The organism is Cohnella suwonensis, from assembly GCF_042655365.1.
Lineage (GTDB): Bacteria > Bacillota > Bacilli > Paenibacillales > Paenibacillaceae > Cohnella > Cohnella suwonensis.
Genome location: NZ_JBHSMH010000011.1, coordinates 92,233 through 116,163 on the forward strand (window position 1 = coordinate 92,233; position 23,931 = coordinate 116,163).

The 23,931-nt window shown below is 52.6% G+C and carries 34 protein-coding genes; 2 read left to right on the plus strand and 32 right to left on the minus strand.

What is annotated here, in order from left to right:
• The first annotated feature begins 39 nt into the window (after window positions 1–39).
• Both ACFPPD_RS06665 and ACFPPD_RS06670 read left to right on the plus strand, forming a co-directional pair.
• The gene (locus ACFPPD_RS06665; protein WP_209748637.1) at window positions 40–261 is read left to right on the plus strand and encodes a hypothetical protein; all 222 of its coding nucleotides are present in this window, start codon (window positions 40–42) and stop codon (window positions 259–261) included.
• A 103-nt stretch (window positions 262–364) separates the two neighbouring features.
• Complete coding sequence (locus tag ACFPPD_RS06670) at window positions 365–1,384, plus strand: ParA family protein (RefSeq protein ID WP_209748635.1); 1,020 nt, start codon at window positions 365–367, stop codon at window positions 1,382–1,384.
• A gap of 66 nt (window positions 1,385–1,450) precedes the next feature.
• On the opposite strand, the gene ACFPPD_RS06675 is transcribed toward ACFPPD_RS06670, so the two are convergent.
• The 32 genes from ACFPPD_RS06675 to ACFPPD_RS06830 form a co-directional block, all read right to left on the minus strand.
• The gene (locus tag ACFPPD_RS06675; RefSeq protein WP_209748633.1) at window positions 1,451–2,227 is read right to left on the minus strand and encodes a C39 family peptidase; all 777 of its coding nucleotides are present in this window, start codon (window positions 2,225–2,227) and stop codon (window positions 1,451–1,453) included.
• The gene (locus ACFPPD_RS06680; RefSeq protein ID WP_209748630.1) at window positions 2,220–2,453 is read right to left on the minus strand and encodes a hypothetical protein; all 234 of its coding nucleotides are present in this window, start codon (window positions 2,451–2,453) and stop codon (window positions 2,220–2,222) included. The genes ACFPPD_RS06675 and ACFPPD_RS06680 overlap by 8 nt, the downstream gene beginning before the upstream one ends.
• The gene (locus ACFPPD_RS06685; RefSeq protein ID WP_209748628.1) at window positions 2,453–2,689 is read right to left on the minus strand and encodes a hemolysin XhlA family protein; all 237 of its coding nucleotides are present in this window, start codon (window positions 2,687–2,689) and stop codon (window positions 2,453–2,455) included. Before ACFPPD_RS06685 ends, ACFPPD_RS06680 begins: the two co-directional genes overlap by 1 nt.
• 64 nt (window positions 2,690–2,753) lie before the next feature.
• Entirely contained in the window at window positions 2,754–2,885 is a 132-nt protein-coding gene (locus ACFPPD_RS06690) for a hypothetical protein (protein ID WP_378081607.1), read from the minus strand.
• On the minus strand, window positions 2,885–3,205 hold the full coding sequence (locus ACFPPD_RS06695) for a hypothetical protein (RefSeq protein WP_209748626.1): 321 nt from the start codon (window positions 3,203–3,205) through the stop codon (window positions 2,885–2,887). The genes ACFPPD_RS06690 and ACFPPD_RS06695 overlap by 1 nt, the downstream gene beginning before the upstream one ends.
• A gap of 18 nt (window positions 3,206–3,223) precedes the next feature.
• Window positions 3,224–4,420: a carbohydrate binding domain-containing protein gene (locus tag ACFPPD_RS06700; RefSeq protein WP_209748624.1), complete on the minus strand. Its 1,197-nt coding sequence runs from the start codon at window positions 4,418–4,420 to the stop codon at window positions 3,224–3,226.
• On the minus strand, window positions 4,401–4,598 hold the full coding sequence (locus ACFPPD_RS06705) for a hypothetical protein (protein ID WP_209748622.1): 198 nt from the start codon (window positions 4,596–4,598) through the stop codon (window positions 4,401–4,403). Before ACFPPD_RS06705 ends, ACFPPD_RS06700 begins: the two co-directional genes overlap by 20 nt.
• A 63-nt stretch (window positions 4,599–4,661) precedes the next feature.
• The gene (locus tag ACFPPD_RS06710) at window positions 4,662–5,240 is read right to left on the minus strand and encodes a hypothetical protein (protein ID WP_209748620.1); all 579 of its coding nucleotides are present in this window, start codon (window positions 5,238–5,240) and stop codon (window positions 4,662–4,664) included.
• A gap of 46 nt (window positions 5,241–5,286) precedes the next feature.
• Window positions 5,287–7,308 carry a polymer-forming cytoskeletal protein gene (locus ACFPPD_RS06715; protein WP_209748618.1) on the minus strand — a complete coding sequence of 674 codons (2,022 nt, stop codon included), beginning with the start codon at window positions 7,306–7,308 and terminating at the stop codon, window positions 5,287–5,289.
• A gap of 3 nt (window positions 7,309–7,311) precedes the next feature.
• A complete protein-coding gene (locus tag ACFPPD_RS06720) occupies window positions 7,312–7,677 on the minus strand; it encodes a DUF6711 family protein (RefSeq protein ID WP_209748617.1) in 366 nt (121 codons plus the stop codon).
• Between the two features lie 12 nt (window positions 7,678–7,689).
• Complete coding sequence (locus ACFPPD_RS06725; RefSeq protein ID WP_209748615.1) at window positions 7,690–10,233, minus strand: phage tail protein; 2,544 nt, start codon at window positions 10,231–10,233, stop codon at window positions 7,690–7,692.
• Complete coding sequence (locus ACFPPD_RS06730) at window positions 10,163–10,531, minus strand: hypothetical protein (RefSeq protein WP_209748613.1); 369 nt, start codon at window positions 10,529–10,531, stop codon at window positions 10,163–10,165. The genes ACFPPD_RS06725 and ACFPPD_RS06730 overlap by 71 nt, the downstream gene beginning before the upstream one ends.
• Before the next feature lie 77 nt (window positions 10,532–10,608).
• Window positions 10,609–10,962, minus strand: coding sequence for a DUF6096 family protein (locus ACFPPD_RS06735; protein WP_209748611.1), 354 nt, complete (start codon window positions 10,960–10,962; stop codon window positions 10,609–10,611).
• Between the two features lie 56 nt (window positions 10,963–11,018).
• A complete protein-coding gene (locus ACFPPD_RS06740) occupies window positions 11,019–11,444 on the minus strand; it encodes a phage tail tube protein (protein ID WP_209748609.1) in 426 nt (141 codons plus the stop codon).
• A gap of 18 nt (window positions 11,445–11,462) precedes the next feature.
• Window positions 11,463–11,816 (minus strand): hypothetical protein, encoded by a 354-nt coding sequence (locus ACFPPD_RS06745; protein ID WP_209748607.1) that lies wholly within the window; start codon window positions 11,814–11,816, stop codon window positions 11,463–11,465.
• Window positions 11,816–12,253, minus strand: a complete 438-nt coding sequence (locus tag ACFPPD_RS06750; protein WP_209748605.1) for an HK97-gp10 family putative phage morphogenesis protein — start codon at window positions 12,251–12,253, stop codon at window positions 11,816–11,818. The genes ACFPPD_RS06745 and ACFPPD_RS06750 overlap by 1 nt, the downstream gene beginning before the upstream one ends.
• Window positions 12,250–12,582 (minus strand): hypothetical protein, encoded by a 333-nt coding sequence (locus ACFPPD_RS06755; protein WP_209748603.1) that lies wholly within the window; start codon window positions 12,580–12,582, stop codon window positions 12,250–12,252. Before ACFPPD_RS06755 ends, ACFPPD_RS06750 begins: the two co-directional genes overlap by 4 nt.
• A complete protein-coding gene (locus ACFPPD_RS06760) occupies window positions 12,569–12,886 on the minus strand; it encodes a phage head-tail connector protein (RefSeq protein WP_209748601.1) in 318 nt (105 codons plus the stop codon). The genes ACFPPD_RS06755 and ACFPPD_RS06760 overlap by 14 nt, the downstream gene beginning before the upstream one ends.
• The gene (locus tag ACFPPD_RS06765) at window positions 12,883–13,101 is read right to left on the minus strand and encodes a Rho termination factor N-terminal domain-containing protein (RefSeq protein ID WP_209748599.1); all 219 of its coding nucleotides are present in this window, start codon (window positions 13,099–13,101) and stop codon (window positions 12,883–12,885) included. Before ACFPPD_RS06765 ends, ACFPPD_RS06760 begins: the two co-directional genes overlap by 4 nt.
• A gap of 40 nt (window positions 13,102–13,141) precedes the next feature.
• Window positions 13,142–14,098 carry a major capsid protein gene (locus ACFPPD_RS06770; protein WP_209748597.1) on the minus strand — a complete coding sequence of 319 codons (957 nt, stop codon included), beginning with the start codon at window positions 14,096–14,098 and terminating at the stop codon, window positions 13,142–13,144.
• A gap of 19 nt (window positions 14,099–14,117) precedes the next feature.
• Window positions 14,118–14,786: a DUF4355 domain-containing protein gene (locus ACFPPD_RS06775; RefSeq protein WP_209748595.1), complete on the minus strand. Its 669-nt coding sequence runs from the start codon at window positions 14,784–14,786 to the stop codon at window positions 14,118–14,120.
• A gap of 107 nt (window positions 14,787–14,893) precedes the next feature.
• Complete coding sequence (locus ACFPPD_RS06780) at window positions 14,894–15,103, minus strand: hypothetical protein (protein ID WP_209748593.1); 210 nt, start codon at window positions 15,101–15,103, stop codon at window positions 14,894–14,896.
• A gap of 12 nt (window positions 15,104–15,115) precedes the next feature.
• A complete protein-coding gene (locus ACFPPD_RS06785) occupies window positions 15,116–16,897 on the minus strand; it encodes a minor capsid protein (RefSeq protein ID WP_209748591.1) in 1,782 nt (593 codons plus the stop codon).
• Entirely contained in the window at window positions 16,881–18,272 is a 1,392-nt protein-coding gene (locus ACFPPD_RS06790; RefSeq protein ID WP_209748589.1) for a phage portal protein, read from the minus strand. Before ACFPPD_RS06790 ends, ACFPPD_RS06785 begins: the two co-directional genes overlap by 17 nt.
• Window positions 18,273–18,275: 3 nt before the next feature.
• The gene (locus tag ACFPPD_RS06795) at window positions 18,276–19,544 is read right to left on the minus strand and encodes a PBSX family phage terminase large subunit (RefSeq protein WP_209748587.1); all 1,269 of its coding nucleotides are present in this window, start codon (window positions 19,542–19,544) and stop codon (window positions 18,276–18,278) included.
• Complete coding sequence (locus tag ACFPPD_RS06800) at window positions 19,541–20,044, minus strand: terminase small subunit (protein WP_209748586.1); 504 nt, start codon at window positions 20,042–20,044, stop codon at window positions 19,541–19,543. Before ACFPPD_RS06800 ends, ACFPPD_RS06795 begins: the two co-directional genes overlap by 4 nt.
• Window positions 20,045–20,083: 39 nt before the next feature.
• Window positions 20,084–20,599: a hypothetical protein gene (locus ACFPPD_RS06805; RefSeq protein ID WP_209748584.1), complete on the minus strand. Its 516-nt coding sequence runs from the start codon at window positions 20,597–20,599 to the stop codon at window positions 20,084–20,086.
• 82 nt (window positions 20,600–20,681) lie between these two features.
• The gene (locus tag ACFPPD_RS06810) at window positions 20,682–21,005 is read right to left on the minus strand and encodes a hypothetical protein (RefSeq protein ID WP_209748582.1); all 324 of its coding nucleotides are present in this window, start codon (window positions 21,003–21,005) and stop codon (window positions 20,682–20,684) included.
• 364 nt (window positions 21,006–21,369) lie between these two features.
• Entirely contained in the window at window positions 21,370–21,864 is a 495-nt protein-coding gene (locus ACFPPD_RS06815) for a sigma factor-like helix-turn-helix DNA-binding protein (protein ID WP_209748580.1), read from the minus strand.
• On the minus strand, window positions 21,821–22,087 hold the full coding sequence (locus tag ACFPPD_RS06820) for a DUF3310 domain-containing protein (protein ID WP_209748578.1): 267 nt from the start codon (window positions 22,085–22,087) through the stop codon (window positions 21,821–21,823). Before ACFPPD_RS06820 ends, ACFPPD_RS06815 begins: the two co-directional genes overlap by 44 nt.
• Complete coding sequence (locus ACFPPD_RS06825; RefSeq protein ID WP_209748576.1) at window positions 22,084–23,463, minus strand: DEAD/DEAH box helicase; 1,380 nt, start codon at window positions 23,461–23,463, stop codon at window positions 22,084–22,086. The genes ACFPPD_RS06820 and ACFPPD_RS06825 overlap by 4 nt, the downstream gene beginning before the upstream one ends.
• Window positions 23,460–23,738, minus strand: coding sequence for a VRR-NUC domain-containing protein (locus ACFPPD_RS06830; RefSeq protein WP_209748574.1), 279 nt, complete (start codon window positions 23,736–23,738; stop codon window positions 23,460–23,462). The genes ACFPPD_RS06825 and ACFPPD_RS06830 overlap by 4 nt, the downstream gene beginning before the upstream one ends.
• Window positions 23,739–23,931 lie beyond the last annotated feature (193 nt).

Below are 23,931 nucleotides of genomic sequence, written 5' to 3' on the forward strand. Positions count from 1 at the left end.
GGGCAAGTTCGTTCGGGAGATAGGAAGGGGTAACCGAAAATGATGGACACCAAGATAATTAAAGAGGCAATTTTGCAGCAGTTAGAAGTCGAGGTGTGGCGGACGTACGCTCACCAATTCGGGAAAGGCAATATCTTGGTTGATGAAATGATGGGCTGCGGCCGAATCGCCAAAAGAACAACAACTGACATCATATTGGACGACGGGATGCGTTATCCTATTGAAGGATCGGAAATACGGATAAAACAAAAAGAGCAGTGAGGTCACCCCTCCCGCTCTTTTTCTTCCACACATCGCCAAATATCATCAAATAATGTAGAATTGTAGCGAGACTTTAACTTCGTTTCCGAAAAGGGGAAATTACATGAGTATTTATGCGTTTTGGAACAACAAAGGTGGAACCGGAAAAACGAGTCTCGCCTTCCAAGCTCTGTGTCGTAAAGCTGAGCTGAATCCGACTCATAGAATTCTTGTTATCGATTTGTGCCCGCAAGCAAACCTATCTGAGCTACTACTGGGCGGATTAGTAGGTCGCGGAGGGCATCATCTTATCGGTCTTCACAATCATTCCCCTCGCAAATCGGTCGGAGGCTACTTTGAGCAACGTCTGCCTACTCCGTTTACAGTTCCGAATATTAACGTAGCTGACTTTATATCGACCCCGCACGATTATAATACTAACATCCCGAGCAATATAGATTTGTTGGCTGGAGATCCAATAGTAGAACTTCAAGCAAATGCAATTGCAACTCTTTCAAATACGCAAATTCCCCAAACAAAAACTTGGCTTGCTGTAATAGATTGGATTCGAGATTTTATTACAGCAACCAATAACGTATACGATGACGTGTTTATTGACTCCAATCCCAGCTTCTCGATTTACACACAGATAGCTTTATCCTCTGCAGACAAGCTCGTATTACCAGTAATGGCCGATGATTCCTCTCGAAGAGCGATACTGAATATGTTTTCCTTGGTGCACGGGATCAACGTCCCTTCCGCTGACTATCAGTCGTACTCTTTCCCGTCAAAGCTTAGAGATGAAGGAAGGAGCCTTCCTCTCATTCATCTCATCGTGAAAAATAGACTTACACAATATGTGGTAGCTGCTTCCGCCTATAGCGCAGTTTTACGCAGTATTGATGAGGACGTTGAGGATATTCTAACTCGCCACCCAGAGGTATTCACATTTACTACCCTTAGTAGCGGAACTGCAGAAGTAAGAGACTTCCAAACCACAGGAGTGGTCGCCCTTGCAAAAGGATTACCATTTAGTGGACTTTCGTCTGGGCGACATCGGATTATGGGGAGAGTTACAAAAGTAAAAGATGACTATCTGATTAACTGCAGACAGGCAATAGATGACCTGGTAGCTAAACTTTAACTCCCCCGTCAGGAATATCTAAATTGCTGTTGAGACAGCTCGGGCGCTAAGCTTACGGGCTGTTTCTTATTTTGATAACCTTACCCCAACTGCAAGAACGCGCCATCCTTCCTCAGAAAACCGTGGATCATGGATCTTCCCGCCGAGATCCGCACTGCCGAACTCTTTGATAAACCACGCCGGCGCCTTGATCTTCTTCGTCGCGGCCTCAAGCGCCAACTTCAGCCCTGCCACGTCCTCACGCATAGCGTCAAATGCTTGCTTTTCCTCTTTTGTCATGGGCTCGTCCTCCTCTTTGATCAATCGATTGATTATCCAATACTGCCGTGCCTCGCGCTTAAATACGATCTCGTCAGCCTTGATCCGGCCGTCGTTTTTGACGCCCTGGTCGATCAGTCCGTCCGCCCCGTACCGGATATTATCCGGGTTGGGGTCGAGGACGTCGATCCACTTTCCGTTGATGCCGACCATCAATACGTAATGGCCCGCGCCGGTCATATGGCCCTTGCCCATGGAGGCGATTACGAGCGCGCCAGATTCGAGCGCCGCTTTGACCTCTTGCAAGTTGCCCGTCCTCTTGCACGATACGCCGAACGCTTTCGCGGCCGCCTCGAAGTAAAACCAATCCGTCCCATTATCCGGAGTCCGGTATCCGTGCTTTACGGACCAGTCCGCCGCTTCCGGAGGGAGCAGCTCGCGATCGGTTAGCGAGCTGACGGCCATTGCGAAGCACGTAGGTCCACATCCGCTCGTCGCGATCGTCTGCTCCGGGTCGCGACGGTTGCTGTATAAAAGATGCGCCCAACGCCTGTCCTCCTGGCTGTAATAGACGAGTTTACCCATTGCCGCCATCCTCCCTCTTTTTAACGTAGCTGTACGCCCCACTTGCGGTCAGGCCGATCGTCGAGATCAGGATGATCTTGTCCCGCACCTCTGCCGGTACGAGGACGATCACGGTAGCCACTGCAAGCGCGATCGCGGAGCTGTGCTTGGCTTTTACCCCGTAAGCTTTGGCGACACCGACAAAAGCCGCCACGAGGGCGGCGAGGGTAAGAATATCTTGTTCCATTAGGCCATTCCTCCCTTAACGATAAATGCGATTGCTGCAGCGATGATTGCTCCGACAACAGTCCGCCAAAGCCACTTTTGATTATCTGCGATCTCGTCGATACGATGGTGCGCCGACTTTGCTTTGTCGAGTCCTTCGGTAGCTATATCCTTGGCGTTGAGTTGCATATCCAACTTTGTTTCGACTCGAGTGAGTCGCTGCAGTATTTCGGTTTGTACTTCATCTGTCGAAGACATCTCATCGCCTCCAATCAAATTAAAGAGCTCCGCATCAGCGGAGCCCTTGTTGCGCATAATCGTCCTACACCGCAACTTGCGGCGTGGCTATGATCGTCGCCGCCTGCTCTGATGTAATCCATCTTGGCACGTAACTTTGTACCTTGGCTTCGTCGATTTTCCGCATTACCCACTGATTGAGAATGAAATTATACATCAGATCATCGCCTCCATCATTGCCAGTAACGCTTGTTCAGTGGCTTCCAGTCGTTCCTCTACCGTTGGCGATGCCGGTGGACGCGCAGCCCATTCGTCATCAAGTTCCTGCTGAGAGCGTTCGACGACTTGTCCTGTCCACTTGAAGCGGAATTGTCCGCGATCGTTCGTCAGTGGCTCCGAGAACGCCTCGTGGAAGTGGCGCGGGCCGTCCTCGAAGATAACGATGTCCCCTTCCTGCGGCTCCTCAAAAGCAGAAGAAAAGCCGTAGACGATTGTCCCGTCCTCGTTAACTCTTATATAGTGCTTGCGTCCGTCCATGGGTTACCTCCTTATAGGTTATAACTCTGCGTCAGCGGTCCAGTGGAAAATTACGGCCCCCAAACTCGGGCTAAGCGTTCCACCAGAATTGTTATAAACACCAAACCCACCATCCCCGATATAATGTGTCGTCCCGCTATTAGACGCTAAATCCGTCCCGTCATTTCCGCTTACTCTACCTGTATTTGTGGGTGTCGTATAAGGATAAATCGTTACAGTCGGAGTAATTCGTTTTTTCACTTTGAATTTTGTTGTTCCGTAAGGTTGTGAAATTGCTACTGTTGAGCCCATGTATTTGCTCTCAATACCCGTACCCGCCGATGCGGTTCCGGGTGTAGTTTGATAGTGATAGCTTTTCTCGTAATACCGCTGACACAACGCCAACTCTTCCGCAAAACTTCTTACGGGGAACGGTAAATCCTCTTCTCCTGCATGCACATGGACTCGGGAGATGTCAGGTACGTTTCCTGCGCCTCCGAACGTTTCAGCCGTACCTCCTCCAAAATAATTTGAGGCAATTGTTGTTCCCCACATATGGAAGAAAGATAGGTGCAGATAATCATCATTATTGGTTCCGAATGTTTTACCGACTAGCGTATTTGTAGTGAAAGTCAGCGTATATTTCGTCCATGTAGATGTTAGTGTGATTATTTGCCCAGCTACCTGCAAGAACTCTTGCGGTGATGGACTTCCACCTGCTCCATAATTTTGACGTATTGATACCCCGATACGCTTATTGGAAATATTACTGCGGGCCCAAAAACTAACTGTTATTTTTTTTCCGGCTCCGCACAAATATCTTGTGCCATTTTCAATCTTTTGTGACTTGATATAATAGGCGCCGACTCCGAATCCACTTCCAGCTCCATCAGTGGTTATACGATCAAAGAAGAATGCATTTGGAATATCACCGGGAGTGAGCTTTTGCTGGCTATGCGTAATATTAGCAGGTAAAGTTCCACCATCAGCACTATGTGCTACTTGCCACCGATCAAGAAGATATGCTCCGTTTACTGGATTTGTAAAACTCGTCCCCCGCTGTGGCACATCAAAGTTACCGTTGATGATTGCTTGCCGTTGCATAAATCCGTGTGCCGCATCATCCGCCAAATGCGCATCAATATCTGTCTGTACGCCGTCAAATCCTGTGTTGATCTGCCCGAAGGTATCTTTGATTATTCCGGGTCCGGGAAGATTACAATACCGGTTGCTCATTCGACTTGTCTCCTTTCAATTTATCTAATCGCTTCTCGATCGCCTCTTGGACGCCGCGCAGGATCGCTTCTTCTTGTCCTGGATGATACGGAACAACAGCCATAATAACGGCGCAAATCTCGGGTACGGGCTTTAATGGGTCGATCTCGACACGCACGACAGGATTGACTACTGCCAAGACGATCGCCTCCTTGGGCATAATAAAAGACGCCCCGGTGAGGGAGCGCCTTGAGATGGTAATTTATTGAGCTTGAAGCCGGGCTTCCAATTCAGCAATTTCGGCATCTCGTTCTTCAATCATCTTGTTGAATTTATCGAGTTCCGATTTAAGCTCAACAAGCTTTTGGTCGTTCTTTTCTTTTTCCTGTTCGAGTGAAGTGATGATTTCAGCTTGAGTCGATCGTTTCGGATCATCGGCGCCCATTGAAGCAAATAATGTTTTTTCATTCTCTAATCGTGTATCGAGGTCAACGATGTATTTTTGTAAATCGTTGACCTTAACGAGCGACTTGTCTCTGAAGATTACGACGTTCGCTCGTCCTGTTTTCTTGATTTCGAGTTCTTTGGCGATGTTTTCGGTCACCAAATTCACCCCTCCGGCATTTACTTGAACCGTAAGATCCAATGCATCCGATAAAGAACGAACAGGCAAATAACTCCGTCCTTCAACGACGATCGCTGTTCCGATGGTCTCGCTATCCATCTTGACTTGTATTTCTTTCGTGACCTTTTTACCGATTAGTGAGGATACTGCACCATAGGCCGGGAGTGCGCTAGCGACAATTAACCCAGCAACAAAACCAACAATATATTTACGCATTAGATTGCCCCCTTACTAAAATATGACAAAATTATACCACATTCTATTAAGGGATATTAACTATAGCGATTTGAGATCCAAATCGATTGAACATCTTTAGGTTTCTGGTCGAGGGGTCGAATGTAAGATTGTACCCGTAAGAGGTCCAAGCATCTGCTGAACCCTGTTTATCGTTCAATTCTGATTGGAGAGTGATGGCTCCATCGATTAACTCAGACCAGCTTGTCCTTACTTTTCCGCCCGATACTCCTGGATCAAGATAGATGTCACCCCCAGATCGAAGATTTAAAATAGACGATGCGGAGACAAATAGATCGTTTGTGCCTCCACTACTCGAGCCGACCTGACCCCTAATAGCTCCGGAGGAAGCAACATTGATTACCGGTGCGCCAATGTAATTCGAGTTCATCTCGATGTAATTGTTTGCGTCCTTGTACGCTCCGAAAAGATTACTCGCGTTATTCATGGCAGCTCGCGGATAACTCGCCGACGTCTGAATGAGCGAACCTGTGATAGTTGTTCCGTTAATCGTTCCGCCCGTAATTGTCGAAGCAGAAATTGTTCCGGAGAATTCCCCATCCACGCCGACGAGCGTCCCGGTAAATGTCCCGTTTGCCGCTACGAGCGTTCCACTAAAGGAGCCGTTAGCAGCAGAGAGCGTTCCACTGAACACTCCGTCAGAAGCCTCAAGCGTGCCGTTAAACTTGTACTTGCCCGACACCGGATCAAAGTAAATCTTATCGACTCCGCCAGCCTGCATCGATATCTTGTCACTGTTAAAGATCGCTTTAGAGGCGTGATCCTCGCGCTCGACGATAAGTCCATCCGTCCGCGTGACCGTTACACCGAAATACGATTTCCCCTGCCACACCGCGTCCCTGTTGATCTTGTTGACCTGCTGCGTGAGCGATCCCTCGACAACAAACTCGGACTGCTGCTCGGACTTCGACGGCGCCTCGAGGCTCATCTTAAGCCCGCCCTTGAACGAAAACACCATATGCAGGGCGAGCGTTATTCCCCCGCCGATAAAGCCGTCCCAGCTATACGCCGTATCCTGCCAAGCCGTGTCCGCGTCCTGCCATGCCGGGCTGTCAACCGCCTGCCCGAAACGGATACGGTCGCCCGCCTCGATCTGCGGGAATCCCCGGGCGTCCATCGTGACTGGCTGATAGGAAAACCCGTTCAGCTGCGCAAACAGCGCGTCCGTGATCGTTTGCGTCGCGAACGGGTTTTCGACATACAACGTATGGTTGTCGTCGCCGGTACCGGCTTCGTAGGTCAATCCATCCTCGGTGTTGTACGTCACGACGACGCGGGTATACGTTTTGACCGGGTTGACCGTGGCCGCCCGAATATAGTCCGACGCGGTCATTTCGAACACCGTCGGCTCCGAAGAGACAAAGCGCCGGAACTTAATGACGCCATCCTTGCCGACGAACACGCTTGCGCCATTGGCAGATGCAATATAGCCGAGAACCTGCCTCATGCTGTACCCGGCCGGGCCCGCTTGAATCTGGAACGCTGGATTAATGCCGACGCTGCTGTCGTATACATAGCCGAGGCGCCCGCAAATCTCATCCCAGACGGCTTGCTGTGTCGTCGGGTAGGTTAATGACGACACATAGGCCACGTCCGCCCAGACGAGCCGGTCAAAGCACGTATATACCCACGTATCATTCACGCGCTCCCGAGAGTCCACAAAAAACTCTCCAAGCGGCAGCCACTCCGTTACAGCGCCGCCCCATAGGAAGCCCGCATCCTGCCAAGCGACATTTACGTCCTGCCATGCTTGCTCGGCCCCGGCGTACTGCGGCGGGAGAGTGAGCGCGAGATACGGCACGATCCGTGCATTAGGCGGGATCTCATCCTCAGTTCTAAGCTTGATGATCAGTTCCGAGAGAGTCGTCGTCCCGATCTCAAACTCTTCGCCGAGGACGAGGCTGTTATCGACCGTAAACTCGACAACAACATCGTTCCCGTACTCCGTCCCGTTGATCTCTGCTTTGACGAGGAAGTTACGCCCGGACTCCTTCAAATACTTCGTGAATAAATCAGAAATAGGATACATAGGTCACCGCTCCGTCAACGTAATCTGGAGCCCTTCCCACCAGAGCACGCCGCCTTTCTCGAATGGAATGCCTGCAGGGCGGTTGCCGACGTACATCCGCTTGGTCACGTAGGCGCCGGCCATCGGATCCGGATAATAAAAATCGAAGAATTCGTCCTTCATGGCCGTAAGGACAGCCGAAATCTTATCCCATTCGAGCGGCGCGAAGCTCATTTCAATCTGCCGCTTCACGGCGACGCGATCGCGGTTAAGAGTCCCGTTCGCGGTTCTCGTCGTCGAATCAGCATCATCAAGATCAAGGACCATCACCTTGAACTCGCCTGGCGCCGGGTAAGCGGCGATCTCTACGTCGTTGATTTTCAGCAGCACCTCGCCGCCCCCTTATGTCGTTAATAGATTTTTTCCGATCCGACGTGTCTGGGCGTTAATGCCGGCCGTTGCCGCGCGGGCGAGATCGGTCTTGCTGATTGTAGCCGTGTCGTCGCTTCCGCTTGACTTGACTGCTTGAAGGATCGATTTGAGCACCGCGACAACTTCCCGGTTATCGTTCTTACCGCCGATCATCGCCTCCAGTTTCGAGAGAGGCGATATAACCTCCGGATCAGAAGTAGCGCCGCGGTTGTCGCCGACCATTGCAAGCGTTGGACCGAATGCGAGACCGCCTTTCGCGAGCTTCGGAATCTCTTTTATGCTGATGCCGAATGATTTGCCGCCGCCTGCCCATCCTGGAATCCAGTCGGGCATGTCAAACTTAATTTTATTCATTTGACGGATGAGCCAGTTGAGTGAGTCGATTATGATGTTGATAACGCCTTTGAAATAGCTTCCGATCGCGTCCGTTATGCCCTTGAACACGTCTTTCAGACCGTTCCAAGCTCGCGACCAATCCCCGGTAAATACGCCGGTGATAAAATTCATCAGGCCGATAAATGCCGTTTTAAGCCCACCGATTATGCCGCCTATGGCGTCAAAGACATTATTAAAGACAGATAGGAATGCGCCACCAACAAATGTTGCGACCGGCTTTAATACGTTTTTCCAGAGCCATGTTATAACTTCGACAAGGCTCTTAAAATTCGTGATGAGCTTGTCCCCGATAAATGCCGCAAGCGGCTGCATGACGTTTTTCCACAAGAACGTCAAAACCGCCGTTACCGCTTCAACAGCGGGCCCAAACATTTCTTTCAGCGCCTTGCCAAGCGGAACAAGTACTTTTTCCCAAAACGATTTCGCAACTTCCGATACGAACTTAAATGCGACCCCAAGCACGTCCTTCAGTACCGCAGCGAGCGGTACGATGACCTGATTGTAAAACGTCATCAGGAATTGCCCAAACGGCACAAGTACGTTTTTCCACAGCCACTCCGCGGCGACCTTGACGGCTTCCCAAGCGGCAACGAACACATCACCGAGGAACTTTCCAAAAGGTACGAGGACCTCGTTCCAAAGCCAAATGGCCGCGTCGCCGATCGCTTGTAAAATACCGTCGACCTTGCCTCGGAAACTCTCATTCGTACGGTAGAAGTAGACGAATGCGGCAACAAGTAGAGCAACAACGGCTACGACTGCGACAACAACCAAGGAAACGGACGCGAGAGCGGCGCCGATCGTCGTTACTGCAACTTCCACAGCAACCCATGCGCGTTGTAATGCCGCTACAATTGATGCCCACTTCGTGATGAGGAACGCCGTCCCGATCGCGGCTCCAACGCCGGCCAACGATGCGATGATAATGTCGGAGTTGTTCTTGATAAATTGGGTCATCGATCCGAATGCCGATTTCACCTTAGCAGCCATCTCTTTTGCCTTGTCAGCAACACCAGACATCGAGTCGGTTACGCCAGTCAATAAACCGCCTTGATTTTCGACAGCAGGAACCGGCGTGTTCGATCCGCCACCAGCACCGCCACTTTCTCCTTTATTCCCACCGACGAGGTTGACCTGATCAAAACCACCGACAGCTCCCTTAGCCTGCTTGCCGGCCTTCTCATAGGCATCACCAAGCCCACTTACCGCGCCTGCCTGCGCGCTGACGGATTGTGTCTGCTCTGCTTGCTTACTCCCAAATAGCGCCTGTGTAAAGGCTGCAAGCCACTGCATCGCAGTCGCCAAGGCTCTCGCCATCGTTGTAAGTGCAGGCAGGACAGCGTTATAGATCGGCAGAAACGCTTGCCCGAGCGCCAGGCGCGCATTCTTAAGCTCGGCGGTGAAAGCAGCCTGCCGGCTCGTGGTATTCTGAGCAAGCGAATTTCCATATTTAACCGACGCTTGCTCGAGGATCGCGAAATAGCGGATCGTCTGCTGAGCGTTAAAATCGAGTTGCTCCCAGCTCCGACCGTTCGCGAATTCCTTGAAAGCTTTCGTCGACTCGATCAGGGCGACGTTGACATTGATACCAAGGTCCTCGATCGCTTCCGTGTTCCCGAGTAAGCCGGACCGGATGCGCTCCATGACATCGTCAATCGTCCGACCGGTTGAACTGGCCACGACAGCGGAGGCCTTCAGCAGATCCATTGTCCGCTGCGTAGTTTCCGCCGTACCGCGGCTAAAACCGCTAAGTAAATTCGCATAAGTGGCTCCATATTGCACTGCTTCGGAGCGAGCTATTCCGAATGCAGATGCTTGCGTGTCGGCCCAAGATTCGAATGCCTTAGCGCTGTCGCCCATGAGTCGATTGATCTGCCCCAAAGAAGCTTCAAACTTCATTGCATCTCGCATGGGCGAGGTGAAAGCCAACGCTAACGCGACCCCAACTGCAGCGACGGTTACGCCGAGCGTCTTAAATGCAGACTTGATTGAACCTGTCGATCGTTGGACGTCACGATCCACTTGGCTGATTTGCCTGCGGACGCTGTCAAGTTCCCGGCGGAGTTGCCTCGTCTCCCCTGTCACCAGCACCTGTAGTTCCTCGATCGTGATTGCCACGTTGTTCACCCCGCTTTCTATGCCGTACGCCATACGAGGCGATACGATCTTTCATGATTCGCCAGTCCTGAGTGCGCGAAGCAAGCATTTCTTCCGGAAAGATGCCCGGAAACGCCTCAGCCAGCGTTGGTGATTTCGCCTTTCCACCAAGCAGCCGAGAAACGAGTACGCTTATCAGGTTAGCCTCGCGGTAAGCGACGATCGCTTGGACCTGCATATCCGCCTTCATTCGCTCCTGCTCGATCTTGAGCCGGGACTGATAGCCATCAATCGCCGCGATGATCTCCCGATAAGACATGTCCCAGTAAGCGACCGAGTCAACACCTGCCACACAAGCTGAGGGATAGAGGCGCTCGAATAGCTCTGTTAGCGAGCTTACGGTTTCGCCGTCTCGCTGCTCTCCGCTTCCGGCGCCACTTTGAAAAAACCGCTAACCTTGAACACGTCAATCAGCACCGGCAGCAGGTCCGTATAGGAATTGCCCTCCGCGACATAATCGTCGTATAAAGCGACAACGTCGTTAAAGCTCACGCCGTGCTGGAACTTTTGCATCGAGCCGTGCAGGATCCTAAGTGTCGCTGTCAATGGCGGCAGTTGTCCGTTTTGCGTCGCCATGAGAACGTCCATCGGATTGTTACCGCCGAGTTGCTTCTCGAGCTCCATAATGTTCGCGGCACCAAGACGCAACTTGTAATCCTTGGAACCGATCGTGAGTGTGGTATAAAGCATCATTTATCCCTCCAATTGAAAATGAAAAAGCGCCCCGCATTGAGGCGCTTAAGTGATTAGACCGGATTCGTGGTCGTGATTTCGGACTGCAGGAAAAATGAAGCCGTGAAAGTGAGCGCCGCATTTACGGCTGCGCTATCCATTTTCACGTTCACATACGCGTCGAAATCGTGCGTCGTGTCATCAGGGTAGGTCACGCGGTATTTTTTCACCGTTCCCGCATCTTGAAATCCTTTCAGCACACGGTAGTTGGAAGTCGTCGTCTCGTTGTCATACAGGAAGCTGAATGTAAGATCGCCGAGATCCTTAATACCGGGAATGTATTTCTTGACGCCATCTTTCAGCGTGGTTACTTCCACTTGTTCCGGATCGCCGCCGAGCTCCGGAACTTCCATCAGAAGCCCGATTTCTGTATAAACCGCCGGCGGCCCTACACTCGATTGATACGATAAAGTCGTGTCTTTGCTCAAAACGCCTGGCATTCGATCATCTCCTTGTCATTATTGAGATACGCGCCCGGAGCGAACATCTACGACGCCGCGGTAGCGCATGGTCTTGCGTTTGAGCCCGGACGGGTCGGGCAAGTCGGCGGACATCTGACGGCGGAAGCCTATGCTGTTCATCCTCGCATCGACTTCGGACGCGATCAAACCGGTTGAGCGATTATGCCACACATCGATTTGAACGCTGATATCGCTGAGTGGCCCCGCGGCTATCGTTAGCGGGTCCCCGTTGGAAAGCTCGTAAAAGCTGATATGCGGCATCTTCGCTTTGGCCGTCGGAAAAGCGTCGGAAACCGTCACACCCGGAATAGCGGACAGCAGCGCGTTGATTTCGGGTTTCACGTCAAACACTAGCGTCTCCTCCCGGCCAGTTTCTGGATTTCCTTTTTGATTTCCTTGGCAACGAGCTTAGACGCGGTCTCCTTGTTCTCCCGCGCTGCGGGATAAAGATAAGGTTGCGCCGGCATCCCGGTCCAGTCCTGCCGATGGTAAATGTCCTCCGGAGACTTCGGCGGCGATGGTGAATCCTCCCCACGCTGACCTGTCCCATACTCGACATAGGCCGCATATTCAAGGTTAGTAAACACTCGCCCAACGACGTTCCCGCCTTCTTCCTTTGTCTCGGCCTTGATGCTGTTACGGAGTTGACCGTCATTCACCGGCGCGAGCAGCTTCGCGTCACCCTGGACTTTCATCGTGGCCTTACGGATCCCGTTAATGAGCGCTGTTTTGTCTCCGCCGAGCCGTTCGAGTTTACGCATCAGGCTGTTGAGATTCCGAATCGTCACGGTCGCACCTTCTCGAGCTCAATGACGGTGTGACGCCACGGTCGCACAGCGACGACCTTGTAATCCGGTTCTGTGGCGTCCGCTGGCACGTACACCCACGCCCCAGCACTCTCGGCGACACCTGCCGCACTTTCGGTGTACATCATGAGCATGTAGCTCAACCGCTCGCCGTATTGTTCGGCCATCACGCGACCGCCAGCCGGCTGGACGTTTCCTCGAACATCGACAACCGTATCGCTCCAAGTCTCGAAAGTCGTGCCATCGGGATCCTTGGTTTCGACGCGGTTCCGGAAGACGACGACACGCTGATCACGCTTAAGGAGTCGCATAGCTAGCCACCTTCAGCAGCCTAAATTGCCCGATCGTCGCTTGAATGGACGGCGGGAGATCCTCGAATGACCGGCTGATCCCGCCCTCACTGTGCGCCGTTTCGCCTTCAGCACCTTGTTTGTTGTACCGGATCACGGCGATTTGGCGCTGCGTTGGCTCGAGACCAACGGGGGGCGCTGAGCGGTTCGTCCATGACATGAGATCGGCGGATGCGTCGTCAAGAAGGAGTTGCAAGTCAGCATCCTGGGAAGTATCAGACAACGCGATCCCGAGCATCACTTTCAGCTTTTCAAGTTGGCTCATGTCTCGCCGCCTTGTTGGCTAAGCGCTACGACGAGCTGTTCCTTCGACATTTTGCCGTAGCCTTCAATCTCGCGCGCTTTAGCAGCAGCCCGGAGTTCCGAGAACGTCAACTCCAATATCGGCTTATCATTCGGTACGGCGCTTTGCTCCCGCTCTTCCGCTTGCTCTTGCTCAGCGGCTAACCTCCGCATCCGGTTAAATGCTGCCAATCCCATGATCTTCACCTCCAGCAAAAAGAGCCCCGAAGGGCTCTCTTTACGCGATTTTGTGTTTGAACTGAACGATGCGGATGTTCTTGTTCTCGTAAACCCGCGACCAGTTCGTAGCCGTTTCGAGCTCCGCATTGGTAGGCGAGACACCAGCAACCGCAGTTTCCGTCCATTTCACGCCGCGCGGGTGCAGGATGAAGTGCTGACGGTTAATCAGCACATCGACACCCGCAAGGCTGTCGCGATCCGTCTCTGTCGGTACGGGAGCGCCGCCTTGGCCGAAGCCAATCGCACCCGAGCCATACAGGTACGTTGTGTATACCCCCGCTGCAACAGGGTGGCCGTCATCGACGATGACTCGTTTGTCGAGATACGTCGGGAAGGAAACGCCGGAAGTCGGATCTACTTTGTAGATGATCAACTGATCCTTCTGCAGCTTGCCGAATACGGCGGAATGCATGGAGAACGCGGTCAGCTTATCCGCCGCATCGCCAAGTTTCAACTGCGCGTCGATAATCGTTTCGGCGCTGATGACTGCGGCTGCGCCGACTCCCCCGGAGATGTCCGACACGTTCCCCGCCATCGTAGCCGCACCGAATACACCTTTAAGTGTTGAGAAAAGCATCTTCTGGCGATCACGGTTCCACCATGCGGCGACCAGATCAGCGATTGCTTTCATCGGATCGTCGCCGGACAATGCTTTTGCGAGGTCATTCGCGCCCCAAGCTTTACCGCGGGTATGCAAACGGGACTGATCCTTGCTTGCAGTGATGGCGTTCACCGTAAGCGCGGCCGAGTCGCTAAGCACCTCGGAATCTCCCGTCAGGTCTTGCCAGAACGGCATGTTGAGAATCGTGCCGCCGGACATGGCGAGTTTGTCCAATTCAGAGTCTGGCACAATGATGCCCGACTGCACGAGTGCGGATAGCTGCGCTGTACGCTCGATCAGGTAAGGGTTAAACACTTCAGGAACGATAACATTAGAAATTCGAGTTTCTGGCATGAATGATCACTACTCCTTTTTATTTAACTCCAGCTGCAGCCTTAAGCTGCTTCGCCAGTTCCGGGTTCTCCCGGATAATGCGGCCCTGCTCGGTCAAGTTGAATGTTTCCTTCTTCCATGGGTTGATTTGCCCGCCGCCTTTGCCGCCTCCGCCGCCCCCGGGTGGATTGCCTTTCAGCCGTTCATTTACCCCGGCTTCGACCGCAGCTCGGAATGCCGTTTCGACGGATGCGATGCTGGCGTTCGCTTTCTCCGCGTCTGAATAGTCGAGAATGTCGGCGAGTTGCTTCGGAAGCCCTTTTTCGGCCAGCGTCTCAAGCGCCGTCGCCCGCAGCTCCCGCCGTGAGATTTCAGCTTCGCGCTTTGCCAGCTCATCGTCGCGCTTCTGGCGCTCGTATTCCGCCTTTTGATCGGCGTTCATCTTAGCGAGCTTCTCGGCTTCGGTCTTGGCTTTAGCGACGTCCGCCTCGGCTTTGGCGCGCTCCTTGGCGATCGTCTTCGCGATCAAGGCATCGATGCGGGCTTGCTGCTCAGGCGTGAAGGTGACGTCGTCATCCTTCTTGTCCTTGTCTTTATCCGGGTCGGATTTATCCTTGTCCGGATCGTCCTTATCCTTGTCATCCGCAAAGAGTTGCAGGTTCAAAGGCATGAACGGCTTACGTTTAAGCGAATCGACGAATTGTTTCATCGTAAATCCTCCAGTTTAACGCCCTTCGGCTTTGTCCGCGATCGGCAGTTTAACGTCTTGCCACGCGTGTTGGACAAAACAAAAACACCCCCGATCGTGAGGGTGTTTCATACAAGAACAGCTATTTGTTTTGCTTGCTCTTCCGTGATCTCATCATATTCGAGATCCTCGCCTATGAAAATTCGACTCTGCCCCGGATCAGGTGTCCAAGACTTATCCGACGGATCATATCGCTCGAAGTTACCGCCGACGAATCGATAGAGGCGTGTCGCCGTCTTCCCGTCGTATCCATATGCGAAATAGAAATCTTCCGGCATCACCGGCACCCCCTATTTGATCGTATCGATATCCTTCGGTCGCGCGAGTCGCGCCGACATTGTGAACATTTCAAGCGTCAGCTCCGCACGACGTTCCGACGATGTGGCATCCAGTCGGTACTCTTCGTAAAGCTTGTGAAGCGGCCCGTTCTTGAGCTCGAAGCTTTCCGGCGTATGGAACTGAACTTCGAAACGCTGTCCAGACGGACTGACGAATATTCCGTTGATCCCTTTGTAAGGATTTCGCTTGTCGTTCCAGGTGTTTTTGAGCTTGTGCCGCACATAACCCTTCTCTTCCATCGCCTGCGTGACGTCGAAGAATGCGGCTGTGAGCTTATCATCGGCAGCTTGGAACGTATACCGGATGATGTCGTTCGTTCCCGCGATCGTATCCGAGATGACTTTGGCATCCAAACTATTCTGGCTATCCGAATTTACCTTCCGGAGATAAGAAGATCGCGTCTTCAATCGGTACTCGAGTCCGACTAAGTCCGTTCCCGTGTTGGTCGAAATCTCTTTCAGATCGGTCGTGATTTTCGGCTCGTTTGCGGCGACTTTATCGTAAGCATTCAACTTTCGATAATCCGCTTTAAGCCTCTCCCACTCCTCACTTCCAGTATATTTCAATTCCCTGAAAGCGGCAAAGGATTTTGGAGCGGTGCCGCGAAGGACTATTCGGTACTGTTCGTACTGCTTTCGGTCCGCAGCTCCGTTCTGAATCTGCTTCTCGAACGTCGATATCCGCTCCTCGCCATGTTGCTGGCCGAGCCCTGCACGCCATTCTTCGTATGATGTGCTCGCCGGGACAGTCATCGTCTCGCCTGTTTTCGGATCCCGAGCGCGTCTCTCCAGCTCCTCGTCCTTCTCGACATCAATCACGGCGATTGTCGTAGAACGGCAGTAGACATGAAGCGGCGGCATGTTTGATCCGGGCATCGCCTCCTTAACCAGATACACCTTGTTGTCGTGCTGACGGCATTGCTGGGACGTCCGCAAATCAAGCGTCGCGACGAACCGATATTCATCGACATCAGCCTCGGCGTATGCCTCCATTTCGGAAGCGTTGGCCATGTACGTCGTCTCCGTCCGCAGAAGCCGGTTAGCTGCATGTTTACCGACCTGCATTCTTTCCTGGATGTCACGGCGCATTTTGTCCAGGCTCGTTCCGGCCAAGAAGCCGGCCGTGATTACTTCCGTGAGTTGCCCGGACAAGACATCTGTATTTCGCCATACTCGAGCGCTGAACTGCTCACTGCTCCAAGGCCGCTTCAGGATCGTTTCGACAGTGCTAACCGGCATTGCCGCGAATTCATAAGCGTAACCGGTGCCGCGCTGGAGGTCGAACGCGGTGCGGTAATATGCCTCTTTGATCGTCCTAACATATCCCAAAGTGCTTGTTACGATTTCAACGTCGGCAATCAATTTGGATTGGAGGTAAATCTGCTCTTTTAGGGCTTCCAGCCGAGTAATTCGTGCGCGATAGGCCGGAGCGTTCAGCTTGTTCAAGAGCCATTGTTTTACCCGCGGGTTACGGATCATCGGATAAAAATATTGACCCAGCTTAAAAAGTGGATTGGGGATGTACCCGTTCAGTACCTTCTTCGCTTTAGCTGGGTCCATCTTGCCATTTGTTCCGTAAGTACGGAAAATCTTCTCGATCTCAACGTCGATATCCCGTCGCGCCTTGTCGTACGCGGATGAGATCACGGCCATCGTAGAATCGGCCTCGCGGTGGTATTCCGCCATACGGCTACGCGACCGCCGCTCCCAATAAGAGTTACTCCTCGTCGTCATCTACGACATCATCCTCTTTGGACTCTTCGTCCATCGGCATGCCGAAAGACTGCTGCTGCCGTTTGACGTCCGCGTCCTTCTCAGCCTCGACGGCCTTTACTTCCGCATCCGGATCGTCAACGAAGGATAACTGACTGATCAAAGTCCTTTTGCTGACCGAACCGCTAAGTGTCGAAATCATTTGCGCCGTCTCTAAGTCGTTCGCCGGCAGATTACGCGTCATCGTAATCGACGCATCAGATACGTCGACCGCTTTACCCTTTACTCCGAGCATTCGGGCGAACATCGCCAGGCGCTCGCGCAGTCCTTGCTTGAAGTACCGTTCCTTGGTGACGGCCAGTTGCTCAAGTCCGAACAGCTTATACTTCATAGCTACGCCGGACGCGTTTGCCGCGAAATTCTCATCCGTCAGGTCCGGCACCATCGAAAATTCGTGGATGTCGGACTTCAGCGCGTTTCGGAGTACTTCGACTTGCTCTTCGTTGAGTTGTTTGGTCAACCAGTCCGCATCAGCATCAGTAGTTGGCATTTCAAGCACCTTAAGCTCTTTCAGCAGCTTAATCGTCCGCGATGCCTCTGCCATGTCGTCGCCAAGGCTGACGCCTTTCAGCTTAAGAATGGCATCGACGAACTGGTCCTTGTCGTTCATCCGGTCAGATGCCAGCGCATTATAAGCATCGATCAGCGTGATCACGCCCTCGAAGTCGCCCATTTGCTCCTCGTTGTTCCAGAACTCAACGACAGGAACAACGCCCCAGTAATGCTCATTAATATCGACAAGTTCGTATCCACCGGTAAGATTGTCCGCAGAGTACTCAATGATCCATCCCGACGTGTAGACAAACACTTTGTACCCGGTCGATGCCCCGTCAATATCCTTTCGCTCATAATAATGGACGCCGAACAGCGACCTGTACTCTACGGTATCATCGACGACGAGGAAGAGCGAACGAGGGTCGATGCATGTCACCTTCGGAATCGGGGAATCATCACTGCTCAAGTAATATAGCTCTCGACCTATACCGAAAATGGACAAGTCCTTACCGATCTCCGAGTCGTGGCTAGTCACGTCGATTGTCTTATAGGCATCCAACGCATCCTCGATCTGCTTGCCGTCATATTTGACTGGGTGACCGAACGTATAACCAACGGCGATATCCGTTACGTACTTCGCGTGGTTCGCGACCAGTTTATTGTTAGGAAGCCCGGTCACACTCTCTTCACGCTTCAGGATTACATGTTCACCGCGATAATAGCGATCGAGCTTGTCAAGCCGTGCCAGCTCGCTCTGGTGCTCCTTCACGCAGCTAATAAGCAAGTCGAGCGGAACGTCGTTCGGGTCCGGCATGAATGCCCTGTCTCGTATGATCGCCATAATCTATCTCACCCCTATCTTGACTTTGCTTCCTACCTTCACGCGAGCGTTCCGCATCTCGTCCTCGAGCGCATACCGCACGGCGTCGATTGAGTGATTATCCTTGTCCGGATAACCATCCTTGAAATTCCCGTTCCCGTCACGGTCCAACTCGTAGCCGTAGAATTCGCGCTTCGTGTTCGGGCAGCGTACCGGATCGATGATGATCTCTTCCAAGTCCTCCAGAAACTTCACGCCATGCTCCACACTGTCAGGGCCCTTCTTGGCCCCCACGATATTCAGGCCTAGCTCCCGGAACTCATTGATCGTCCGCGGTTCGGCGCTGTCTGCCGTGATCGAGCGGTTGCCCGTGTTCTCCTTCTTAATCTCGGTGACGGCCGATCGGTTGCTCATGCGAACCTTGTGGATCTCGCCGAAGATGAAGAGTCGTTTACGCGTCTTGTCGTAGTGCATAACCGCGTAGTGCAGCGGATCCTTGGCATAACCGAAGTCGAGCCCGCGCTTGACCCGGTCGAATACCTCGATCTCCTTTACGCCGATCTCTCGGAACGTGAGATTACGGAATACCTCGCCACCTGTCCCTGTGACCTTGCCCAGGTACTCGTGTTCGTAGGCGTCCAGATTCTTCTTTCGGAGCTCCTCCGCCTCAACAAAAAACTGCTCCCCAAGCCAATGGCGGGGGACAGTTTCATACGTACTATGGTGAACCAACCGATCCGCACGTGGCTCCAACACTTCCGCGTTGACCCAATTGCGTTGTGACTTCGGCGGGTTGAAGCTGTAGAAGACGATAAACTTCGGCCCGCCGCGAAGGAACGTCTGGTTGATCGTCCGGATGTCGCCAGCGTCGAACTCGTCGATCTCCTCGTACCATACGTACTTGATATATCCGCGACGAAGCTTACTGGATTTCACTTTCTTCGGCTTGTCCGCGCCCCGGAAGATGATCTTCTGTCCTGTAGGCTTGTACGTCAGACTCATCGGGCTTACGCTGTCGTGCCAAAGGTGCGAAACGCCGAGAACGTCGATCGCCCACAGGAGCTGCTCGTATACGCTCTCCCGTAGGTTCTCCTTGATCTTCCGAAGCGCCACGGCATTTGCGTTCGGGTCGCGCATGACTCCCAAGATGATCTCAAGAGAAATAAGCGATGACTTGGTCGATCCACGGCCGCCCTTTAGCCAGAAATGCGTATAACGCTCTTCCTTGATCGCGTGATGGACGTCGTAGAAGCTCGGAGCGATCAGATTCGTTAGGGCGACTTGCGTCGTCATGTCGTGTTCGAGCCCTTCGGTACGTCGTCAAGGATCTGCACGGCTCCCGTAACGTCGACCTGCTGCTTGTCGATCCACATACCGAACCGCTTGCCAAGGAGCTCTAGCGCCTTAATCTTGTCCGAGAACTTCACTTCTCGTTCAATACTTTCGACGTCGCCGCTCATCTCCTTGACCTTGATTGACGCGATCGCGGCAGTGTCATCGTCGGAAGCGTCCGAGAGCACCGTCGCATCATTCATGTTTACGAGTTTCGTCGGGTCCAAGAAGGCGATGCGGGCGAGCTCGCGGATAATTCGTTCCTGATTGACGCCTGTTCGCCTCGAGTGCTCAGCCATTCGCTCGTCGATATACGCGCGGACCTTCGCATTACTTAGCAATCTACTTCCTTGCTGTTCGGCTGAATTCGAACTGTAACCTGACCTGATTGCCGCTTGCGTGGCATTAAGGTCTATCAGGAACTCGTCCGCAAACTTCTGCTGCTTTGCCGTCAAACTCATCCGCACAGCCTCCTTTCAGGCAAAATAAAAAAGCACCCGTTAAGGTGCTTTGCCTTTTATATAGGCTCCAATTAGTCCGCCAATAATGGCAGAAAATAAAATCTTTCCAACATCCCACATAATAGATCGATACCGTTGAATCGTTCTTTGTTGTATGGTCAATATTTCTAACTCAATAATATTTCTAGTTTCTCTTAACTTAGACTCAATAAACTTTTCATGCTCGAATTGCCATTGATCTCCACCAATGTGGAATATTTTTATTTGAATTAAATATGCTTTCCACTCTTCAAATTGTCCGGTAGTGAAGTCCAATAGTTTTTCTTGTATCGCCTTCAAATGCTTAAGTCGGAACTTCAAATGGCTCATTTTCTTAAAAAGCTCGACAATTTCTAAATTAAGTTGCTTTGATAAAGTTTCAAAGCTCCCCGAAACTGCAAAAGTACTTTTCGATACTCCTTTTTCACCTAGTTCCTCGAGGTGATCCCGGCCGGCCTTATAAGATCGTTTTCCAATGAACTCAAAATGTGACTGAATAATCTTAACTACGTTCAAATTTTGCACCTCCCTCATGCGAACAATATTTCGACAAAAGGAAGGTTTATCCTGCAAAATAAAAAAGCACCAGTTAAGGTGCTCATCCGAATCTCGTAGCCAATAATTCTTTCAATGCGTCCTCGACGCTTTTTTTCTCATTGGTTTCTTCAAGACCTCCGTATTTACCTTGCTCAAATATGACTTGATGCCTAGAAACTTCCGACTCTGTAACTTGAACCATTTTTCTTTCGATTGTTACGTCCCAAGTCAGCGGATGTTCGGAAGCAAGTTCCACCCCGCCGGAGGAGATGCCGTTTTCATTTTTTAATTCGTTAACTAGGCGAGTTAAAGTAGAGTGCACCTCGGCTCTCCTTGCATTGTGTTCCACAACCTTATCGACTATACGTTTCTTCCAGTCATTCAAATGAAATCCCTCCCAACAATATCATACACCATTTTCCATTTTTCGCCTATAGAAGGCTAGATCGGGTACCACTCTGCACCGTCCCGAAACACGGCGAGGAGGTCGGGGGTTCAGCCCTAGCAGCGCGGCAGAATGAATGGCCTTACGGCCAGAGATAACGAAATCGACCGACATTGTCCCAGGAGGCTTGTCCCGTAAACATTGCCGGTCGCTGATTGGCACCTTCCGATCTTAACGGAGACGTACCGCTAGGATAATCTCGATCGCCCCGAATCTCATTGGCCACTGTAGCGGCGTCCGGTGTCGAAATATATCCCCTTATATATAAATGCCGTTTCGTACGGCAATCGTACGGCAAGAAACCTCAAATCGCTTGTGCCACTTTGGTTTTCGCCCGGTCGATATAATCTTGCACCGACCTCTTTGTGACCTTCATCTCCTTCGCAATCTCAGCCAAACTCAGCCCGTTCGACATGTGAAGCAGGTAACATTCCAATTCGCGCGGCGACAGCATCATCAACACCCGAACGGCTGCTTGCTTCTGCGCGATCGTGATCCGCGTCTCCTGCTCCGGCGGCGCCGCGGGCAGCAGGTCCATGTCCATCAGGATCGATCGCTTATACGCATCACGGATGTCGACGCCGCGGCGCCTGTTCGGTTGTCGTCCTGTCCGCATCCACTCGATCGCATAGTTCATGTCGGCGATCATTCCCTCTACGACAGCGAGCTCCTTCTGATGTTCGGGGGATAAAAATGATTCGTCGTCTCTATCCGTTAGCTGCCGCAGCGAATCCCGATAGGCCACCAGCTGACGCTTACCCTCGGAGTACTCCCGTTTCAGTTTCTTGACCCAGGTCATCCGCGCTCGCCTCCTGTCGCTCGATCAGCTTGTCCAGATACCACCGCGCCTTCCGGAGATCCTCAACTCCGTTTTTCTTCTTCCAGCGCCAAAGGTATTTCAGCGTGTTTCCCGTCAGCATCCCCTCAAAGCCATCCAGACCTTCCGTCGCCGCCTCGATGGCATCTATGCATTCGATCTTCCCGGTCGTGTAATGGTCCGGGTGATTTACCACGTCGCTCATTCTGATCGCCTCACTTTCTCAATTCTGGCTTTAACCGCCTGCATGAGCTCCTCTTGTCCCGTCGCCTTGCGCTCCAGAGCCGCGACGGCTTCCTCGTCCATCGTCTCCTCAGCCACCAACCGCATGACGACGATCCGACGCGTCTGCCCTTGCCTATGGACGCGGGCGTTCGCCTGCTGGTCCTCCTCGAGGCTCCATATCTGGTCATACCAGACGACCGACTGACAGCTTGACTCCTGAAGGTTCAGACCGTGGCCGGCGCTCTTTGGGTGGAGAAGAAACACTGGGATCTCGTCGTTGTTCCAAGCCCGAATGTCCTCGATGCCGTCTTTGCCCTTCCGCAGGATCCGCGCTTGCGGGAACCGCCTCTGGATGCGGGCGAGGCTGTGCTGGAAGTTGTAAAACACCATGACCGGCTTCCCTTGCGCCGCCTCGACAATGTCCTCCAGCGCGTCCAGCTTCGCCTCGTGTATCTCCTTGACGCCGCGGTCCTCGTCGTAGACGGCGCCGGACGCCATTTGCAAAAGCTTGTTCGATAACACCGCGGCGGTCTGCGCGACGACGTCGGCGTCCTGATACGGCAGAAGGAGATCGCGCTCCAGCTTCTTGTATAACGCACGGGACTCGTCCGACAGCTTAATCGGAATTGTCCGGTCAATGCGCTCCGGGAGCTCCAGCCAGTCCGACGCCTTCATGCTGACGACGATATCGCCGATCGCCTCGTAAATCCGTTGCTCCGCTTCCTGCTTCTGCTTCCAGTTGTAGACGACGTGCCCCTCGCGTTGTCCCGGCGTGAAGTATCGATCCCGGAATCCGGTTATCGTGTTGCCGAGTCGCTGGCCTTGATCCAGCAAATAGATTTGCGGCCACAGGTCCATGAGGCTATTCGGCGCTGGCGTGCCGGTTAGGGCGACGAGCCGCTTGATCATCGGGCGGACGCGGCGGAGAGCCCGGAACCGTTTCGCCTGCGGGTTCTTAAAGCTGGATGATTCGTCCACGACGACCGTATCGAATGGCCACTTGCTGCCGAACTCGCCGACGAGCCATTCAACGTTCTCGCGATTGATGACCCAGACGTCCGCGTCTGCTTTCAACGCTTTCCGGCGGTTCGCCGCGCTCCCCAAGACCTTCGCGATTCGCAAATGCTTCAGGTGGTCCCACTTCTCGACTTCACGGGCCCAAGTGTCATCCGCCACCCGTAACGGCGCGATGACCAGTACGCGGCTGGCGTCGAAGTAGTCATTCAACAGCCGATCGATCGCCGTTAACGTTGATACCGTTTTGCCGAGTCCCATTTCGAGAAGCAAGCCAATGTATGGCGTGTCCAGGATGCGTTCCGTGGCGTATTCCTGGTACTGATGCGGTTTATATTTCAAGTCCTCACCTCGTCTATGAACCGATCGATGTCCTCGTCCGAATCGATCTTGTAATGCCGATGTCCCATTCCGAGAAGCTTCCTCGCCCAGTGTGCCTGCAATGGCTCCAATTGTTTGCCTGGGGCTTTCATCTCGACGTAAAGCGTTCGTCCGCCGGGAAGTATAACAATCCGGTCTGGCACGCCGTTATTCCCGGGGCTGACCCACTTCGGCGCTATCCCGCCAATCCGCTCGACTTCCCGGACCAGCCTTCGTTCCAATTGTGATTCTCGCATTCGGCACCCCCTGATGCTGATTCCGCACGCACGCGTATAGAGGCATATGCGTTTAACCCACGGATGGGCTATGTGCTCTATTTGCTTTTCCTAGGTTATTTAATAACTACTTATATAGAAGAATTATGTGGAATCATTGGAATCAGGGACCGGGAACCCTTGCTGTTATTGGTGCGAAGGCGACTCCAATCGA

Excerpts from the sequence above, each read along its gene's own strand:
- ACFPPD_RS06665 (WP_209748637.1), top strand. The coding sequence starts at position 40 with ATGATGGACACCAAGATAATTAAAGAGGCAATTTTGCAGCAGTTAGAA.
- ACFPPD_RS06670 (WP_209748635.1), top strand. The coding sequence starts at position 365 with ATGAGTATTTATGCGTTTTGGAACAACAAAGGTGGAACCGGAAAAACG.
- ACFPPD_RS06675 (WP_209748633.1), bottom strand. The coding sequence starts at position 2,227 with ATGGGTAAACTCGTCTATTACAGCCAGGAGGACAGGCGTTGGGCGCAT.
- ACFPPD_RS06680 (WP_209748630.1), bottom strand. The coding sequence starts at position 2,453 with ATGGAACAAGATATTCTTACCCTCGCCGCCCTCGTGGCGGCTTTTGTC.
- ACFPPD_RS06685 (WP_209748628.1), bottom strand. The coding sequence starts at position 2,689 with ATGTCTTCGACAGATGAAGTACAAACCGAAATACTGCAGCGACTCACT.
- ACFPPD_RS06690 (WP_378081607.1), bottom strand. The coding sequence starts at position 2,885 with ATGTATAATTTCATTCTCAATCAGTGGGTAATGCGGAAAATCGACGAA.
- ACFPPD_RS06695 (WP_209748626.1), bottom strand. The coding sequence starts at position 3,205 with ATGGACGGACGCAAGCACTATATAAGAGTTAACGAGGACGGGACAATC.
- ACFPPD_RS06700 (WP_209748624.1), bottom strand. The coding sequence starts at position 4,420 with ATGAGCAACCGGTATTGTAATCTTCCCGGACCCGGAATAATCAAAGAT.
- ACFPPD_RS06710 (WP_209748620.1), bottom strand. The coding sequence starts at position 5,240 with ATGCGTAAATATATTGTTGGTTTTGTTGCTGGGTTAATTGTCGCTAGC.
- ACFPPD_RS06715 (WP_209748618.1), bottom strand. The coding sequence starts at position 7,308 with ATGTATCCTATTTCTGATTTATTCACGAAGTATTTGAAGGAGTCCGGG.
- ACFPPD_RS06730 (WP_209748613.1), bottom strand. The coding sequence starts at position 10,531 with ATGTCTTATCGGGAGATCATCGCGGCGATTGATGGCTATCAGTCCCGG.
- ACFPPD_RS06735 (WP_209748611.1), bottom strand. The coding sequence starts at position 10,962 with ATGCTTTATACCACACTCACGATCGGTTCCAAGGATTACAAGTTGCGT.
- ACFPPD_RS06740 (WP_209748609.1), bottom strand. The coding sequence starts at position 11,444 with ATGCCAGGCGTTTTGAGCAAAGACACGACTTTATCGTATCAATCGAGT.
- ACFPPD_RS06755 (WP_209748603.1), bottom strand. The coding sequence starts at position 12,582 with ATGCGACTCCTTAAGCGTGATCAGCGTGTCGTCGTCTTCCGGAACCGC.
- ACFPPD_RS06760 (WP_209748601.1), bottom strand. The coding sequence starts at position 12,886 with ATGAGCCAACTTGAAAAGCTGAAAGTGATGCTCGGGATCGCGTTGTCT.
- ACFPPD_RS06765 (WP_209748599.1), bottom strand. The coding sequence starts at position 13,101 with ATGGGATTGGCAGCATTTAACCGGATGCGGAGGTTAGCCGCTGAGCAA.
- ACFPPD_RS06770 (WP_209748597.1), bottom strand. The coding sequence starts at position 14,098 with ATGCCAGAAACTCGAATTTCTAATGTTATCGTTCCTGAAGTGTTTAAC.
- ACFPPD_RS06775 (WP_209748595.1), bottom strand. The coding sequence starts at position 14,786 with ATGAAACAATTCGTCGATTCGCTTAAACGTAAGCCGTTCATGCCTTTG.
- ACFPPD_RS06780 (WP_209748593.1), bottom strand. The coding sequence starts at position 15,103 with ATGCCGGAAGATTTCTATTTCGCATATGGATACGACGGGAAGACGGCG.
- ACFPPD_RS06785 (WP_209748591.1), bottom strand. The coding sequence starts at position 16,897 with ATGACGACGAGGAGTAACTCTTATTGGGAGCGGCGGTCGCGTAGCCGT.
- ACFPPD_RS06790 (WP_209748589.1), bottom strand. The coding sequence starts at position 18,272 with ATGGCGATCATACGAGACAGGGCATTCATGCCGGACCCGAACGACGTT.
- ACFPPD_RS06795 (WP_209748587.1), bottom strand. The coding sequence starts at position 19,544 with ATGACGACGCAAGTCGCCCTAACGAATCTGATCGCTCCGAGCTTCTAC.
- ACFPPD_RS06800 (WP_209748586.1), bottom strand. The coding sequence starts at position 20,044 with ATGAGTTTGACGGCAAAGCAGCAGAAGTTTGCGGACGAGTTCCTGATA.
- ACFPPD_RS06815 (WP_209748580.1), bottom strand. The coding sequence starts at position 21,864 with ATGACCTGGGTCAAGAAACTGAAACGGGAGTACTCCGAGGGTAAGCGT.
- ACFPPD_RS06820 (WP_209748578.1), bottom strand. The coding sequence starts at position 22,087 with ATGAGCGACGTGGTAAATCACCCGGACCATTACACGACCGGGAAGATC.
- ACFPPD_RS06830 (WP_209748574.1), bottom strand. The coding sequence starts at position 23,738 with ATGCGAGAATCACAATTGGAACGAAGGCTGGTCCGGGAAGTCGAGCGG.